The organism is Oceanobacillus senegalensis, from assembly GCF_900176885.1.
Lineage (GTDB): Bacteria > Bacillota > Bacilli > Bacillales > Amphibacillaceae > Oceanobacillus > Oceanobacillus senegalensis.
The window spans coordinates 218,597-233,824 of sequence record NZ_LT839648.1 but is presented as its reverse complement, the minus strand read 5'-3'; the positions used below and the strand labels follow the sequence as shown (position 1 = coordinate 233,824).

Annotated in this window: 15 protein-coding genes; 4 read left to right on the top strand and 11 right to left on the bottom strand. The window is 37.7% G+C overall.

Annotated features, from left to right (window positions below; translation table 11 throughout):
• Window positions 1-178 precede the first annotated feature (178 nt).
• From CAO17_RS01215 to CAO17_RS20660, 4 genes are read right to left on the bottom strand one after another with little or no spacing between them, the layout of a single operon-like run.
• Window positions 179-487, bottom strand: a complete 309-nt coding sequence (locus tag CAO17_RS01215; protein ID WP_085991028.1) for a hypothetical protein — start codon at window positions 485-487, stop codon at window positions 179-181.
• Between the two features lie 35 nt (window positions 488-522).
• Window positions 523-1,872, bottom strand: a complete 1,350-nt coding sequence (locus CAO17_RS01210; protein ID WP_218775515.1) for a lamin tail domain-containing protein — start codon at window positions 1,870-1,872, stop codon at window positions 523-525.
• Complete coding sequence (locus CAO17_RS01205) at window positions 1,869-2,381, bottom strand: lamin tail domain-containing protein (protein ID WP_179151858.1); 513 nt, start codon at window positions 2,379-2,381, stop codon at window positions 1,869-1,871. Before CAO17_RS01205 ends, CAO17_RS01210 begins: the two co-directional genes overlap by 4 nt.
• The gene (locus tag CAO17_RS20660) at window positions 2,335-2,553 is read right to left on the bottom strand and encodes a hypothetical protein (RefSeq protein ID WP_143833696.1); all 219 of its coding nucleotides are present in this window, start codon (window positions 2,551-2,553) and stop codon (window positions 2,335-2,337) included. Before CAO17_RS20660 ends, CAO17_RS01205 begins: the two co-directional genes overlap by 47 nt.
• Before the next feature lie 120 nt (window positions 2,554-2,673).
• Here CAO17_RS20660 and CAO17_RS01200 point away from each other — a divergent pair, with 120 nt between their 5' ends.
• Complete coding sequence (locus CAO17_RS01200; RefSeq protein ID WP_085991025.1) at window positions 2,674-2,916, top strand: hypothetical protein; 243 nt, start codon at window positions 2,674-2,676, stop codon at window positions 2,914-2,916.
• 60 nt (window positions 2,917-2,976) lie between these two features.
• Here the strand turns inward: CAO17_RS01200 and CAO17_RS01195 are convergent, their stop codons facing one another.
• The 4 genes from CAO17_RS01195 to CAO17_RS01180 form a co-directional block, all read right to left on the bottom strand.
• Window positions 2,977-3,840 (bottom strand): alpha/beta fold hydrolase, encoded by an 864-nt coding sequence (locus CAO17_RS01195; protein ID WP_085994362.1) that lies wholly within the window; start codon window positions 3,838-3,840, stop codon window positions 2,977-2,979.
• A 178-nt stretch (window positions 3,841-4,018) separates the two neighbouring features.
• Window positions 4,019-4,996, bottom strand: coding sequence for a catechol 2,3-dioxygenase (locus CAO17_RS01190; RefSeq protein WP_085991024.1), 978 nt, complete (start codon window positions 4,994-4,996; stop codon window positions 4,019-4,021).
• A 164-nt stretch (window positions 4,997-5,160) separates the two neighbouring features.
• A complete protein-coding gene (locus tag CAO17_RS01185; protein ID WP_085991023.1) occupies window positions 5,161-6,369 on the bottom strand; it encodes an acyl-CoA dehydrogenase family protein in 1,209 nt (402 codons plus the stop codon).
• A 358-nt stretch (window positions 6,370-6,727) separates the two neighbouring features.
• Window positions 6,728-8,563, bottom strand: coding sequence for a helix-turn-helix domain-containing protein (locus CAO17_RS01180; protein ID WP_245831733.1), 1,836 nt, complete (start codon window positions 8,561-8,563; stop codon window positions 6,728-6,730).
• A 338-nt stretch (window positions 8,564-8,901) separates the two neighbouring features.
• Between CAO17_RS01180 and CAO17_RS01175 the strand changes: the two genes are divergently transcribed.
• The gene (locus CAO17_RS01175) at window positions 8,902-9,372 is read left to right on the top strand and encodes a flavin reductase family protein (RefSeq protein WP_085991022.1); all 471 of its coding nucleotides are present in this window, start codon (window positions 8,902-8,904) and stop codon (window positions 9,370-9,372) included.
• 180 nt (window positions 9,373-9,552) lie between these two features.
• Window positions 9,553-10,368 (top strand): adenylyltransferase/cytidyltransferase family protein, encoded by an 816-nt coding sequence (locus CAO17_RS01170; RefSeq protein ID WP_085991021.1) that lies wholly within the window; start codon window positions 9,553-9,555, stop codon window positions 10,366-10,368.
• 76 nt (window positions 10,369-10,444) lie between these two features.
• Here CAO17_RS01170 and CAO17_RS01165 read toward each other — a convergent pair whose 3' ends face one another.
• Window positions 10,445-11,545 (bottom strand): S-layer homology domain-containing protein, encoded by a 1,101-nt coding sequence (locus CAO17_RS01165; protein ID WP_179151857.1) that lies wholly within the window; start codon window positions 11,543-11,545, stop codon window positions 10,445-10,447.
• 197 nt (window positions 11,546-11,742) lie between these two features.
• Between CAO17_RS01165 and CAO17_RS01160 the strand changes: the two genes are divergently transcribed.
• Window positions 11,743-12,843, top strand: a complete 1,101-nt coding sequence (locus tag CAO17_RS01160) for an acyltransferase (protein WP_085991019.1) — start codon at window positions 11,743-11,745, stop codon at window positions 12,841-12,843.
• 109 nt (window positions 12,844-12,952) lie between these two features.
• On the opposite strand, the gene CAO17_RS01155 is transcribed toward CAO17_RS01160, so the two are convergent.
• Window positions 12,953-14,173, bottom strand: coding sequence for an ISL3 family transposase (locus tag CAO17_RS01155; protein ID WP_085991018.1), 1,221 nt, complete (start codon window positions 14,171-14,173; stop codon window positions 12,953-12,955).
• A gap of 160 nt (window positions 14,174-14,333) precedes the next feature.
• The coding region (locus CAO17_RS01150) for an FAD-dependent oxidoreductase (protein WP_179151856.1) at window positions 14,334-15,228 on the bottom strand (895 nt) is incomplete at its 5' end.

The window sequence follows — 15,228 nt, the reverse complement described above, 5'->3', positions numbered from 1 at the left end:
CTGTCAACAGAAAATTTATATTTTTGTGGAATCGGGTGAATTGTTGGATAAATAGGAACGATTCTAGTACACCAGATAGATATCCTTCGTAGGAGAACCGTCCCCAAATAATCCAAAAAGGCAGTCGACCATCTATGATTCCACTATAAACTTATTCTTCACATCTACATTGCTCATTTCAAATGTTTATTCTTGATCTCCATTTATAACAATCTTTAGTTAGTAATAATCGACGTTTCTTTTTCTTGTTGGTTATGTCAATGGTTACAATCGATCCGTGTTCGATAGCTCGTAAGTCTCGTGAATGGACGGTTGCTGTTCCATTATTTTTCTTCGGTTTCACCTCCACAGTAGGCCTATCTTCAGGATCCTCTGAATCCTCATCTTCACCAGGATTCTCTTCTGCATTTTCACCTTTTCCAAAGGTCCAAATGTCAGAAGTCCCTTTTCCGGATAAATTCACCCGTTGCGACAGCGTACCATGCATAGGGCTTACCTGCTTCCAATCCAGTCCATTCAACCTCAGTCAGCTATTTCACCACTAGGAACATCAGCAACTTTACCAATTTCAGTATCCGTATAAACATTCACGGAGAAGTAATCTGTTGCAATTCGTTTTTCTTGTACATCGGCGGCAATTTGAATCGTTTCCTTTTCATCCATTTCTGTAGACTCGGTTACATTTTCAATAGTTGGTGCCACCGAATCCTCTACGAATGGGGCTGGATCTTCCGGAACTTGAAACACTTCAACCGCTCCTGGAGTACCATCTTCCACACCAGCACTTACTTTCATCGCCTCGATAGATCCATCTTCTGGATACTTGAACACAATCCCTTTATCTGGCTGAGTGTCGTCCGCGGTCGTATCATTATAATAAGAAACAGAAATTTCTTTTCCCACATTGGTCTTCACGACTAGACCACGAGAGCCACCATTGGCCATTCCCCCACTATAAATACGAACAATATCTTCATTTTCTACTAAATTTGTACCATAGTGAGCATTAAAGTCCGCAACCGTCGCATTGCCATTATTAGCATTGATAATCCAAAATACGAGCGTTTCTCCCGCAGGAATCACAACATCCTCTGGTACAGATGGCCAAATGACATCACGAGATGGATCCTTGTCATAGCGGTAATTCAGTTTATAATCTGAAAAATCTATTGCTTGATTCGTATTATTATAGATTTCGATAAACTCATACCCATCCGAACCACCGATATTGGCCGTATCTGGCATCACCTCGGTTACTAAAAACGGTGGAATCGTTTCAAAATCAATATCCGCTTTTTCAACAGATATCGTATACTCCTCTGTTCTCGCTTCATTCCAACCATCTGTTGCCTCTATGTAATAAACAACATCCGTCTGAACGCTTTTACTCGGAATTTCCGCTGAATAGATGGTTGGGTCTTCTGCACTCGGATTCATTGTTACGGATGTAAAAGAATCCGTTCCTTTTTCTTTAAAATACAGTGTTGCTAAAGGTACGGCTGTATTATCGGTAATCGTCGCTTCGACCTCTACCAGCAAAAAAGAACTGCTTTCTGTGATTGGCATATGTTCGATGGTTGGTGCTTCCTCGTCATCTGGGTCTTCAGGCACTGTAACAGGTGTTTCTGGAACTTGGGAAGCTTCAATCGTCCTAGGTGTAGGGATTGCAGACCCTTGCTCCTTCCTCATCTCTTTCCCATCTGTCGGATAGCGGTAATGGATATCCGCTCCAGAATTATCATTATCTTCTCCCAAATAACTAGCAGAGATGATTTCCGTACTGTCCTTATCTTTCACGACAATGGCACGATCCCCACCATTACTAAATCCTGGAAAGACGGAGGTAAACTCCACCACTTGGTCACTTGTCAAACTTGATTCGCGTTAAAATCTTGTAAAGTAAGATTTCCATTGTTAAACCAGAGTACCACTGTTTCCTGAGGCTCCAATGTAACAGGTGGCACCTGGAATACAAGGTCCTCTCCCGTGTTCGTATAACGATAAACAAAGGAATAATTCATTAAAGATAATGGCTGATTCGTATTATTATTGAGTTCAAAAAACTCATAGTAGTCCGTCCCACCACCCTCTGAGTTTGGAGAGATTTCTGTAATTAATAATGGTGGGTTCGAATCGAAATTCGTTTGCTCTTGCATGTTGGACTCCGCGATTTTAGCCTTTGCTTCCGTTTCTTCTACTTTCGTTTCCTGTTCTGAATTGTTGTCCTCCTTTACTGTTTCATTGGTAGGAGTACCTTCTAAAGGCGATTCTTCTTTTAATGATGAATCATGTTCATTGGTTTGTTTCTCTTCAGGTAAATTATCCTTCTCAGAATCAGCACGATTGTCTGTCTTCTGATTCAGAAGCTGCTTCCTTTCCATCTTCCTGCTGATTAGCTGCTTCACTTGAAGGTACATGATCCGTTGTAACCTTCCCCACTTTCTCCTCTGCAAAAGCACGGTCACCCGGCAACACCATTGCGATGTCAGTAAAAAGGACCGTACTAATCACTAAACTAGCTAAAAACTTCTTCCTTCCCTTTGACCTACTCATAAAAACCTCCTCCTAATAGACATAATCCACTCACTATCTATTATGGAGAAACAATATTAACCAAAAATTGACATATTCTGAAACTTCAGTAAATAAACGTAGGTAGAAGGGTACAGGTCTATGGATGGGCGTTTCAGAATTGGTGGTGTGATAAGTGGCATGGTAGGTGATGACGTAGCGACGGTAATTCCGTCATACTTCGACATGCTAAATGCAAGGATTCAACCAAACATTGGCTCAAGTAAAACGATAAGTAGCTTTTCGTTCTTAGCATGGATTTCACTACAGTTTTCGTTTCAAAATATAAAAACCCCTGCAACTACTACGAAATATGTAGCATTGCAAGGGGATATTACAATCTAAAATTATTCTATCTTAGGCAGTTAAATGTACTATGATGTACCATCCCTACTGCATTCACGATTAAACAGGTACACTCTCTTTATTAATAAATGCTAAGATATGATTGATAAACGGCTCTGTTTTTTCGATTTGTGTCCAGTGGCCGCATTCGTTAAATAGATGTAGCTCGGCATGTGGTAAGAGCTGAATGAATCTGTAGCTTGTGTCTTCGAATTTTATAACTTGGTCGTTTAAACCATGGAATATTAATGTTTCTGTGTTAATTTTTTTAATTTCCTCATCCGCTAGTGCTAGTTCATCCAATCTTTCTTGGCGAGAATCAAAGAACATTTCTTTAAAGGCATCCCTCGTCTCAGGTTTTAAACTAGCTTCATAACGTAAACGAACCAATTCTTCATTATTCGCAGCTTTTTCGTCATAAGAGAATAACTGAATTAATTCACGCATATTTTCAAGGCTTGGTTCATACCCCCAAACGCGATCTAAACCATAGGATACTTTATGCTGCACCCCTACACTTCCCATCAAGATTAATTTCTTCACTAGATCGGGTCTTCTATGTGCAACATGAAGGGATAGAGCTCCGCCGAAGGAATTTCCTACTAAGTATACGGGTTCATCGGATACTGCTTCAATAAAGCCAATCAGATGGTTTACCCACAGATCAAGGGTGTATTCATCTTTAGAAAGCTTATCTGTTTCACCAAACCCAACGATGTCGGGAGCGAATACTGTAAGTGACTCACTTAAACGCGGTATAACAAGTCTCCAGTTAGCAAAAGCGGACACTCCTGGGCCTGAACCGTGTATTAAGATCATTTTTTCTTTTCCTGAACCTTCCTCATGGTAATGGGTATTGATTCCATTGATTTTCATGTATTTTGAACTGAATTCCAAGTAAAACCCTCCTATAATCTTTTTCATAACTAGCAAGAAAGAGGACACCCAACTATCCCTTCCTCTTTCATGCTACCAACATCATTAATTTGAATCAAATCATTTTTAGTAATTTTCTATAAAATAATGTGGCAGTATCACTGTTTGCACAAATAATATCCACTGCGCAATCTTCTTTTTCAACTACATTGAAATCAACGAATCCTTAATTCTCCACTGGCTCCTTGCTTCTTAAAGGGGTTCCATATTCGAAAAAGTCTTTCGGCAAATTAGAGCCGCCATGCCATAGTATAGCTTGATTCGTATCTTCCGCCTTCCATTCCACTGTTCTCCAATCTGGGTCAAAGATTAAATAGCCTGCATCACCAAATAGCTCAACACGGTTGCCTCCAGGTTCGTAAACATACATACAAGATGCTTGAGATATACCATGTTTGATTGGGGCTACTTCAATTTCATAACCATCCTCAATTAGTAAATCGGATACATCTTGTAAATGCTGTGGATAGCCATACCAGTAGCAAATATGGTGAAGTCGTCCGGTTTCTCCTAAAGCATCTCCCATAATAGCAACGTCATGTGCCAAGTTAGACACGCTTAACCAAGTAGCAATGTCACTATTATCTTCAGCTAAAATACGCTCGCGAACGTTAAAGCCTAGTACTGCTTCTAAGAATTCCACATTTTTATTTGTATCTTTTGCCAGTAAATTGATGTGATCTAAGCGACGTACAGGTACACCACGTTTCGGGCGTCTTTGCGGGCGATTTAATAATGCTGTTTGTTGAGAATTAGGCGCATCATAATAGTCAACCTCCCAGAAAATCTCAACCTTATGACCATCTGGTGTTGTAAATTGATATGCGGGGCCATGACCGATATCTCCATCAATCCAACCGATACCATAGCCTGTTTTTTCAATGGCTTCTACACGACGCTCTAATGCTTGAGGGGATCTAGCTCTTAATGCCATATGGCCTAATCCAGCCTCATCATTTTCCGTGATAATTAATGTATTATGATACTGATCCTCATAAGCACGCATATAAACAGATTTTCCTTGACGATGTACTTCTTCCATTCCCAAGATGTCTGAAAAAAACGTTACAGACTCCTCTAATTTAGGACTGTAAATTTCAAAATGAGCTAGCTGAGCAACATCAAAAATTGGTTCTTTTTCCATGAAATATCCCTCCGATAAAATTTTTATATAGTAAGAAATTATAAAATTCTAAGTCTGTATGATTAATGATGATTAAAAGTATAGCCACGCCCAGCGACAGCCGAGTCTTCCTTTACCTCCGCACGTCGCTAAACGGGCGCTTGTTCTTTTGTGCTTTTGTTCTATTACCACATTGGATGACCATCATAGCCAAGAACTGTTTTACCGTATCCTACCATTGCATCTTCATATAAATGGGATGGGTGTGCAGCAACGGCAATGAGGTCACGAACAAATCGTTCGGAATGCTTATCTCTGTATATTGAATTACCACCAAGTGTGATAATAATCCGAGTTCCCAATTCTGCTGCTGTTTTCGCAATATGTCCACGCATCGCGAACAACTGCTCTCGCTCTTCTTCTTCTAATACGCGGATCCCGTTTTCCTGACAATACGTTAATTTATCCATGTATTGTTTAGCCATCGCTTTTAAGGAAGTTAATTGAACATTTAATTCTCCAAGCGTGCGCTGAGCACTACCACCATCTTTTTCGCTTGCATTGTTATTGTAAATACGAATGCGTCCTTTTGTCTTTTCTTCAAAGTCGCGAATAAGACGTTCTAAACCACCAATGGCAATCTGTGGAAATCCAGATAAGAAGTAAGCGATATAAGGAACATTGAAAAGCTGGTAGTCCTCTTCATAGTTGCCATCTGGGGCAGTTGCGCCTTCCACTACTCGTTTTAACGGGAAAACATAATGCGGTGGGACATATACATCGTCTAACTTAACCGCGTTACTACCTGTTCCACGCAGTCCGATTGGATCCCAGTTATCAATGATTTCTGCATCCTTTTTATGAACGATAAACAAGCTTAGCTCTGGCTCTTCGGCATCTCTCATTTTATGAATCGCGCCAAGAGCAATCCAATCACACCACAACACGCCACTACAGAAATTCCAGTGACCGCTAATTCGATAGCCTTTTCCATCTGGGTCGTCCGTCACTTTTCCAACTGGTGCAAAGACATCAGCCATTAAGGCGTTACTATTGAATAGTTCCTCCCGACCCTGTTTTGGTAAAAATGCTGGCCACGTTTCATGGATAATAGAGAAATACGTGATCCATGCAGCTGGTACACTATAATTGGCTACTGTTCGAATGATATCGCCAAATGTATAGAAGTCTAATTCCTGACCACCATATGCTTTTGGTCGATGGAGCTTATGAAATCCGGCTTCTTTTATTTTGTCAGCAACTACATCTGGTAATTTTGCATCAACATCTGCTTGTAAAGCATGCTTCTCTGCTAATTCCCCAACTTCTATTGCTTTTTGAATCAACTCTTCTCTATTCACTGTCTTTTGAATATCTAACGTATTGGTCGTCAATGGAAATTCCTCCTTCAGGTTTGTAAACGTTATCATGATAACTTTGTAAGCGCTTTGATTAATTATTATTATAGTTGCATCATTATTGGGATGATAGATATGAAACATACGAAAATATGTTAATTTTTAGATTATAAATGCGAATTAATCATTTGAAGGGGGATTAAAATACTGGAAGATAGGGGGATATCAATAGTTTGTAAGGTTGTTTTCATATATTCTGTTTTTTCCGATTCGTAGTAGATGTGCCGCAAATGATTCTTATTTTTTCCATTGGTAATTACCTATTTACTAAAAAATAAAAACCTTAGAAGAAAACAGTCCTACTCACTGTTTTCTTCTAAGGTCGGGAAGTTAGTTATATTGCAATTTCTCCCTTCGCCTTTAAAATATTTAATGCCATATAAACAGAAAAAACACTTTTCGTATCATCCAAGTCTATCCCTAAAATATCACTAATCTTTTCTAATCGGTACCGCAATCCACTAATTGACATAGAAATGGCCTTCGCTGTACCATTAATGTTCATACCATTCTCGATATAAGCATATAACGTTTGAATTAAGTCTAGATTCTTATCAACCTCGAGCAATTCCCCAACCTGTTTATGAACAAAGCGATGGATTAACGTCTCATCAGGTATTTGAAATAAAACACTCTCGATTCCTAAGTCTTCATAATATTGAACCCGTTTTTTTGGATTTTTCGCCTTTAATGCTGCCAGTGTTTCCTCATACAAAGTGGATATCTGATCGATGTTTTCCACCACGGAGCTAACCCCCACATGAAAAGTGTAGCCAGGGAAACGACGTGAACAATGCTTTAATAACTGTTGAATGAATTTGGACTGCTTCATATATAACTCTTGGAATGAAGAATACTCCACTAACATAATAATTTCACTTGATTTTTGCGAAACAATCGTATTGATATTTCTTTCCCTAAAAAATGAATTAATGTGGCGGACTAATCCTTCATTGACTTCAATTTCATTTTTCATATCCGAATGATTGATATTTCTTTCCATCGTGAGCATCCAGTAGGAGTCTTCTGGATTAAAATGTAGATAATAGGCGATTTTATAAAGTTCTTCTTTCTCTATCCTGTTTTCTAAAACATCACTTAAAAAACCACGTCTAATATTTTGTTCTGTATTAATTTTAATATTTTCATTTAATAATATAATGGATGCCGTGAGGGAAGCTTGTTCGAGAATCATATGCTCCAAATCACTTGGCTTCTCATCTTTTGTATAAAGAAACGAACAATACCCTTTCACCTGTTGTTCAAAGAAAATAGGGGTTCGGAGGATTCCGATTTCAGGTGAAACTTGGATAAAATGAACCTTATCTTCACTTAACTTATTCAAATCAAAGTCAATGGTCACATCATCAGACTTCACCATAATCTGATTGTATTCATCTTCAATAAATGTAGGGAGGCCTGTTGTTTTATATAATAGATTAACAATTCGTTGTAGCCCTTTCTTGGAAAGTAATCCTTCAATTAATTTCCGATGAACGTTATACGCTGTAGTTAAATTGTCACGTTCCATTTTTAATTTTTCGGTGACTTCATCCAGTTCCTGAATCATACTAGTGGATTGGTAATAGCTATATTCGCATTCCTGTTCTCCCCCCCATTTTTCTATGGGCTTACAAATAACCTCACAGTTATCATAGCCCATTGCTCCACATTTGGTTTCCTTGACAAGGATTGGCCTTTTTAAAACCGTTGATAAATAACCACTCGCATACCCGCACAGGATATGGCAAACAGCTTGTTTACTATAAGTCCCATCCTTTAAATACTCATCGACTTCAAATGAATGAAGCCAGGATACATCGATGAACTCCAAGTCGCCCTCTTTATCATATTTAATATCATTTATTACGACATCACCCAAATAACCATGTGCCATGTGCAACTTTGGCCCAGAACGAATCAGATCAAGTTCATCTTCCCATTGAAATGTCAGCGCCTTTTTTCCATCACTAACACCACTATGCCAACCATAACGAATAAAGATCCCCTTGGAACGATCTTCTCCCATTGCTACAACGAGCTCTCTTTTTAAAGCCGATATGGCAGTACTGGGAATGGTAACCATCCGATCATAAAAAGCCTTTAACGCTTCTTCCTTAGGTAATTCAAATATATCATTTAAATTGGTAGTGCCGAGATTCATGTTCATGTATATCCACCCTTCCAAAATGAATCGTAAATCGTTCATTTTTCATAGAATTAAAACGTTTCACACTAAAATAATTTAAAAATTAATACTAATCATAGGATTCATTACACTAAAATTGATGATACGATTTAGTTGTCAGATTCCAAAAGGTATGAATCAGGGTTAGAGGGACCATTCACTTTTTATCCATACTATATTGATAACGTTTACAAGTTTTAACATTTATAAATTTCACTATATTCATATTGTAAATGATTATAACACATGAAAAATCGATGGAAAAGTGACAATCGTCCCTCTTAGCAAACACTTTCATTATATGTAGGAGGTAATTTTTAATGGATAATCGTTTATTTAGAGATGCAATGGGTAAATTTGCAACAGGAGTTACCGTGATTTTAACGGAATTAGATGGCGAGCAGCATGGAATGACAGCAAATGCTTTTATGTCTGTTTCCCTTGACCCAAAATTAGTGGTAATTTCTATTAAGGAAGATGCACGTATGCTCCAAAAAATTGAGGAATCAAATCAATTCTCAGTGAATATTTTATCTGCCGAACAAGAGGATATTTCCAAAACTTTCGCCGGACAAATCAAAGATCAACAGGTTTATTTTGATCGTTTAGCTGGTATGCCCGTAATTCCAGATTCCTTAGCTCAGGTAGCTTGTGAAGTATCTTCTACCTATGTAGAAGGCGACCACACTTTATTTATCGGTAAAGTAAAGGATATCGCCGTGAAAGATGGCAATCCATTACTATTCTATTCTGGTAAATATAGTCATTTGAAAGAATTCGCAGACGTGTAAAGTGGTAGTAGAGGGACAATTCCCTTTGCACCAGTGCTTTTTGGGACGGTTCCTCTTGCACCCTTTGAAGTTAATGGGTGTGGCAGGGACGGTTCCTTCTGGTGCAATAAATGGTGTAACGGTGTAAGAGCAACCGTTCTGATTTTTAGAGACTAATTTGTTTGAAAGGTAGGCTGCTTGATGAAAACCATTTTAATGAATGCCAAAAATTTACAGACCGTTCATAAGCAAGCAACACCATGTGTCATGGCATTGGGTTATTTTGATGGAGTGCATTTAGGACATCAGCAGGTAATAAACGAAGCGCGTGAAGAAGCAAATAACCGAGGTCTACCACTAGCAGTAATGAGTTTTCGTCCACATCCTATTAATGTATTATCTGGTGGTAAACGATTGGTTCCACATTTAACCACATTTTCTGAAAAACAAACCATATTAGCTGAATTAGGTGTGGATCTATTCTATCTGGTAGAATTCACCCCTGATTTTGCTAAACTCTTACCAAAACAATTTGTCCAAGACTACTTGGTTAACCTCAAGGTAGTGCATGCCGTAGCAGGATTTGATTTTTCCTATGGAGCAAAAGGAGCAGCAAAGCTCAACCAAATTGTGGATGACTCCGACCACAAAATTACCGTAACAAAGGTAGAATGTCATGATTATAAGGGGGAAAAAATCAGTTCCACAGCCATACGTCAAAGACTATCATCAGCAAATGTACATGAAATTTACCATTTTCTTGGAAAAGATTACACGGTAAAAGCTATGTGGAATGGCCGTCGATTTGTGCAGCTTGAAAAGAAAATGCTGCCTGCTAGCGGAATATATGAAGTAGAATTGGAATTTATCGACCATTATCTAAAAGCTTTCATCTTGGTTCATACGTCTGGTCATATAAAACTATTAGAACCAAATGTAGATTTAATGAAGGGGAGTACTATTATTCATTGGTTAAAAAACGTAAAATCACCTTTAGCTTCTTTAACCACTTCATAGAGGGACGGTTCTGAGGTGCCCCAACGTTATATTCTAACTTTTGGGTACCCTACAGAACCATCTCCAATCCATTCATTTACTTACTTAAATCAAACCAAACTTCGTCATCCCAGTTTTGATTAAATACAACGAATGGGGCATCGTCTTCATGTACCATAAAATAAGTCCAACCTTCATGCTCCCCACCTTCATAAATATCTGTTCGTAATTCAGGGCTTAGACCAGATATAGAAATGAACTGTTCATATTTAACCCCTTCTTGACTTACTGCATCAAATTTTGCATGGTTGATTTGAAATGGTTCATTTTCCAGTTCTAAAACTTTTACTCTAAATTTGGCAAGTACATATTTCATCCCTGAATTTGGAGCGTTATTAAATGGATTGGCATCAGATACTATCTCCCATGCCTCATCGCCAGAAATCGTATCAAGTAATTCTACTTCATATTTTTGATACCCATTTAACCAGTCATCTTTCTCGACGGTAATCACTTCTCCAGTTCCTGCAGGATTTGTTCGTGACGTCCCCACTTCTACCTCAGCAGGTTCTAATTTAAAATCATCATTCATGGCTCTCGCCAACATCACAGCGAATTCCGCACGTGAAATATTTTCTGATGGATGAAATGTTCCATCAGCCGTACCATTACTGATGCCATTTACAGCAAGACTATTTATGTACTCCTCAGCCCAACTACTGGATACATCTGTAAAATAATCGCCAGAAACTCCTTCCAGGTCATATGCCTCTGCAATGATTTTTGCCATTTGTTCTCTCGTCAATGGATCTTGTGGTCCAAAGCTTCCATCTGGATACCCAATCATATATCCTGCATGGACGGCAAATTGTAATCCCTCATAATAATAGGCCGATTCATCCACATCGGAAAACGGAGATTCCTCCAATACATTGTCGTCCTGTAAATGATTCGCCCTCGCTAACATTAAAGCTGCATCTGCTCGTGAAATATGATCCGATACACCAAAGGAACCATCTGGGAGTCCATTTATGATACGTTCATCATGCAAAAATATTATTTCTTCTTCTGCCCAAGGAACACTGTCTACATCCGAAAAAGTTGCAGCACTCACATGAGAAGTCACTACAAGTGAAAAAGTAATCGCTAGAATAAAAGTTACAACGATCCTGCTTTTACTCTCCCTATTTCTAACCATATTCATCCCCCTTTTCTATCAATATATCAATATACGACAAATTTTTCCAAAATCCTTCTTTACAACTTATTACTGCCCCCTAACCTGCAATAATTTGTAATCCAACTGAAATATAAAAAACCTTTAAATCTACCTTAACTGTATGTATCCTATATAATAGAATTTATAATCTTAATATCTATTTTGGAGTTGTTATAATGGAAAGTACAAATACATTAAATATTATGGAAAGGACGGAAAAGCCAAAAAAGAAAAAATACTTCTTTGAGGTTAGTTTCGTTCGAGCGATTGCTAGTTTATGTATTGTCATGATACATGTAACAGCCATGTTCATTAATGAGATGGATGCCGAACCTACTTTAGTCTATTATTTTAACCAAATAACAAGGTATGGGACCGCTATGTTTGCACTTATTAGTGGTTTTTTACTATTTAACCAGGTAAACAATCGTGGATTTCAGCTATCCTATTTTGTCAAATCCCGATTCACTAAAATAATGATTCCTTTTCTCGTTTGGAGCATCTTTTACGTCTTGTTCCGTCATTATTTTCAGACGTATACATTGCCAAGCTTCCAAACCGCAAAAGAAATAAAAGACTTTATTTATTTCTTTTTAACCGGGGAAAGTTATTATCATCTATATTTTATAGCGATAGTGGTACAGTTTTATATTCTGTTTGCTTTTCTTCAGTTATTACGGAAGATCAATCATCTATTAATTGCAACCCTAATAGCATTCTTTATTAATCTTTACTTTATTCAATTTGATGTATCTACTGGGATAGGTATTTTCGATAAATTTTTTAATGATCACGTATTTATCTTGAAATGGATTTTCTACTTTATGATTGGCGGATTACTTGCATATTATTGGTCTTCTCTGTCAAACTGGATTAACAAGAATCGTGTAACATGTTTTATCCTAGGCGTGATTATTGTTGTAGTATCTACCATACAGCTTGAATTAAACGGATGGTTAAGCTCGAATTACCGTCTTAACTTTTTCTATATACCCATTGCTTTTGTTGCGGGTTCAGGACTATATTTCCTACTAAATAAGCAACCACGTATACAGAATATGGTAGTAAAAATTGGGAATCTATCCATGGGCATCTATTTAGTCCATCCCATCGTTATTGTATTATTAAATAAATTCATACCACAACTCTTCCTTCAATCGTACCTATTACCAATCTCGTATGGATTAACGGTTATTATATCCATCTTAGCCGTACAACTTATTACAAAGGTACCATTCGGCAACTATATTGTTACCGTTGCAAAAGTGAAGAAATAGATATGGTTCCCAGGACTTTTCATACAAACAAAAAATCAAGCACTTTGATGGTGCTTGATTTTTTGGTTCTAAGTCAAATGTTGGGGTGGGGCTATTAGCTCCTACCCCTTTAACCTATTGAATTGGCTACGGATTTAAATTGATGGTGTAATAATACCCTTAATCTCAATCGATCATATCTCTTGAATCCAAAGGCATTTCTCTTGATAACCTTTGTTTGATTATTCAATCCTTCAATAAACCCATTACTATACCCAAAGGCAAAGCTGTTCAATATTTCAGGTTGCCAATTTTGTAGCGTCTGTATCGCTTTTTCAAATTCCTCTAAACCCGCATCTTTTACTTGCGTATAAAACTGATACAGCCCTTCTTTAACCTCTTTCATATTATCTTTTCCTATTTTCTTTGCTTCTTCAAACCAAGTTCGATAAGATTCTTTTAACCCATAAGCTGTTCTCAAATCTTCTGATAACCCTAAATATCTTTCTAAGTACCAATGTTGTTTTGCGCTAAGGGCTTCATAATGCTTATAAAATACATGCTTCATTCGCTTGCACTTTTTACGATCATAAGGGTGGAATTCTTTTTGAACTCGTCTTCGCACACGTTCGAGTGCCCAATAAATATAACGACAGAAATGAAATCGATCCGCTATAATAATAGGATTCCCCAATGCTTGTTGAACAGCTGATTTAAAGCTATGACTCATATCCATAATGACTATTTCTACTTTTTCTCCCTTTTCCTGTAGATACTTTTTCACCGTTTTTACGGACCGATCAGGAAGAATATCCAAAGGCTCACCTGTCTCACCATTACCGATAATGGTCTGATATTTACCTTTATTTGTATCGCCCTTATATTCATCGATCGCTATTACCCGTGGCAGAGCTTTAACCTCACGTAATTTACCAGCTGATACGTTATCAAAACGTCGCATAGCTGTATTGGATGACGTATGAAATTGGGCAGCAGTATCCTTGAAATTCTTCCCCTTTATCACTCGAAAACCTAACGCCTGATTCCATTCCACCGTATGTCGCTGATAACGATAGACAATATTATTGTTTTCTACAAACCTCTTTCCACACTCACACCTATAACGACGCTTACGATAAAAAATATAGGTTCTACGTTCAAACAATTTTAAATGCTGAATTTTTTGCACTCGATAATCATGAATACGCTCTGTTATCTCCCCACAAGAAGGGCATTTATGAGGTTTTTTTGGCAACTGAACATGAATATGAAAGGATCCCTCTATCTCCTCTGTTTTCGTTATTTTCATTTCTTCTAATCCAGGTAATTTCATGTTAAAATACATATACACGCAACTCCTATCCACTTGTTTCTCGTCAATTCAAGTTTAAAGGATATAGGAGCTTGCGTGTTTTTTTATGCTTAAATTTTATTAAAACCCCAACATATATTTTAGAGCCATAATAAAGAAGATAACCCAGATGACTCTTGGGTTATCTTCTTAATTTAAATTACATTATATGAATTGGAGAACCTAACGCTACTTCTGCTGCCTCCATTGTAATTTCACCTAATGTTGGATGAGCATGAATAGTAAGTGCTAAGTCTTCTGCAGTCATACCAGCTTCAACAGCTAGTCCAATTTCAGAAATCATATCACTAGCGTTTGGTCCAGCGATTTGACCTCCTAGAATTAATCCATCCTCTTTACGAGTAATAAGTTTTAAGAAACCGTCTGTATTATTTAAGGATAATGCACGGCCATTTGCCGCGAATGGGAACTTACCAACCTTCACGTCATAGCCTTCTTCTTTTGCTTGTGCTTCAGTAAGACCAACCATAGCCAATTCTGGCTCAACGAAAGCAACAGCAGGAATACCAATATAATCAACTTCAGATTTTTCACCGCTAATTGCTTCTGCAGCAATCTTACCTTCATAAGAAGCTTTATGCGCTAATGGAGCACCTGGTACAATATCACCAATAGCATAGATGTTCTTCACAGTTGTACGGGATTGTTTATCAACTTTAATAAGACCTTTTTCATCTAATTCGATACCCACTTGTTCCAAACCAATTTCACTTGTGTTTGGACGACGGCCTACAGTTACTAAGACATAATCCGCCTCAATTATTTCTTCTTTCCCTTTTACTTCATATGAAACTTTTACACCATCTTTTGTTTCTTCCACGCCTTTAGCCATTGCTTCTGTAATCACTGTAGCGCCTTTTTTCTTCAGACCTTTTTTAACTAATTGAGTCATCGATTTTTCAAATCCGCCTAAAATATCTTTTGCACCTTCTAGGAATGTAACCTCTGTACCAAAGTTAGCATAAGCAGTCCCTAGTTCTGTTCCAACATATCCAGCACCAATTACAACTAGTTTTTTAGGAATTTCTTTCAAA

Coding starts and splice junctions, on each gene's coding strand:
- CAO17_RS01215 (WP_085991028.1), bottom strand. CDS start 487: ATGCATGGTACGCTGTCGCAACGGGTGAATTTATCCGGAAAAGGGACT.
- CAO17_RS01205 (WP_179151858.1), bottom strand. CDS start 2,381: ATGGAAAGGAAGCAGCTTCTGAATCAGAAGACAGACAATCGTGCTGAT.
- CAO17_RS20660 (WP_143833696.1), bottom strand. CDS start 2,553: ATGAGTAGGTCAAAGGGAAGGAAGAAGTTTTTAGCTAGTTTAGTGATT.
- CAO17_RS01200 (WP_085991025.1), top strand. CDS start 2,674: ATGGATGGGCGTTTCAGAATTGGTGGTGTGATAAGTGGCATGGTAGGT.
- CAO17_RS01195 (WP_085994362.1), bottom strand. CDS start 3,840: ATGAAAAAGATTATAGGAGGGTTTTACTTGGAATTCAGTTCAAAATAC.
- CAO17_RS01190 (WP_085991024.1), bottom strand. CDS start 4,996: ATGGAAAAAGAACCAATTTTTGATGTTGCTCAGCTAGCTCATTTTGAA.
- CAO17_RS01180 (WP_245831733.1), bottom strand. CDS start 8,563: ATGAACATGAATCTCGGCACTACCAATTTAAATGATATATTTGAATTA.
- CAO17_RS01175 (WP_085991022.1), top strand. CDS start 8,902: ATGGATAATCGTTTATTTAGAGATGCAATGGGTAAATTTGCAACAGGA.
- CAO17_RS01170 (WP_085991021.1), top strand. CDS start 9,553: ATGAAAACCATTTTAATGAATGCCAAAAATTTACAGACCGTTCATAAG.
- CAO17_RS01165 (WP_179151857.1), bottom strand. CDS start 11,545: ATGGTTAGAAATAGGGAGAGTAAAAGCAGGATCGTTGTAACTTTTATT.
- CAO17_RS01160 (WP_085991019.1), top strand. CDS start 11,743: ATGGAAAGTACAAATACATTAAATATTATGGAAAGGACGGAAAAGCCA.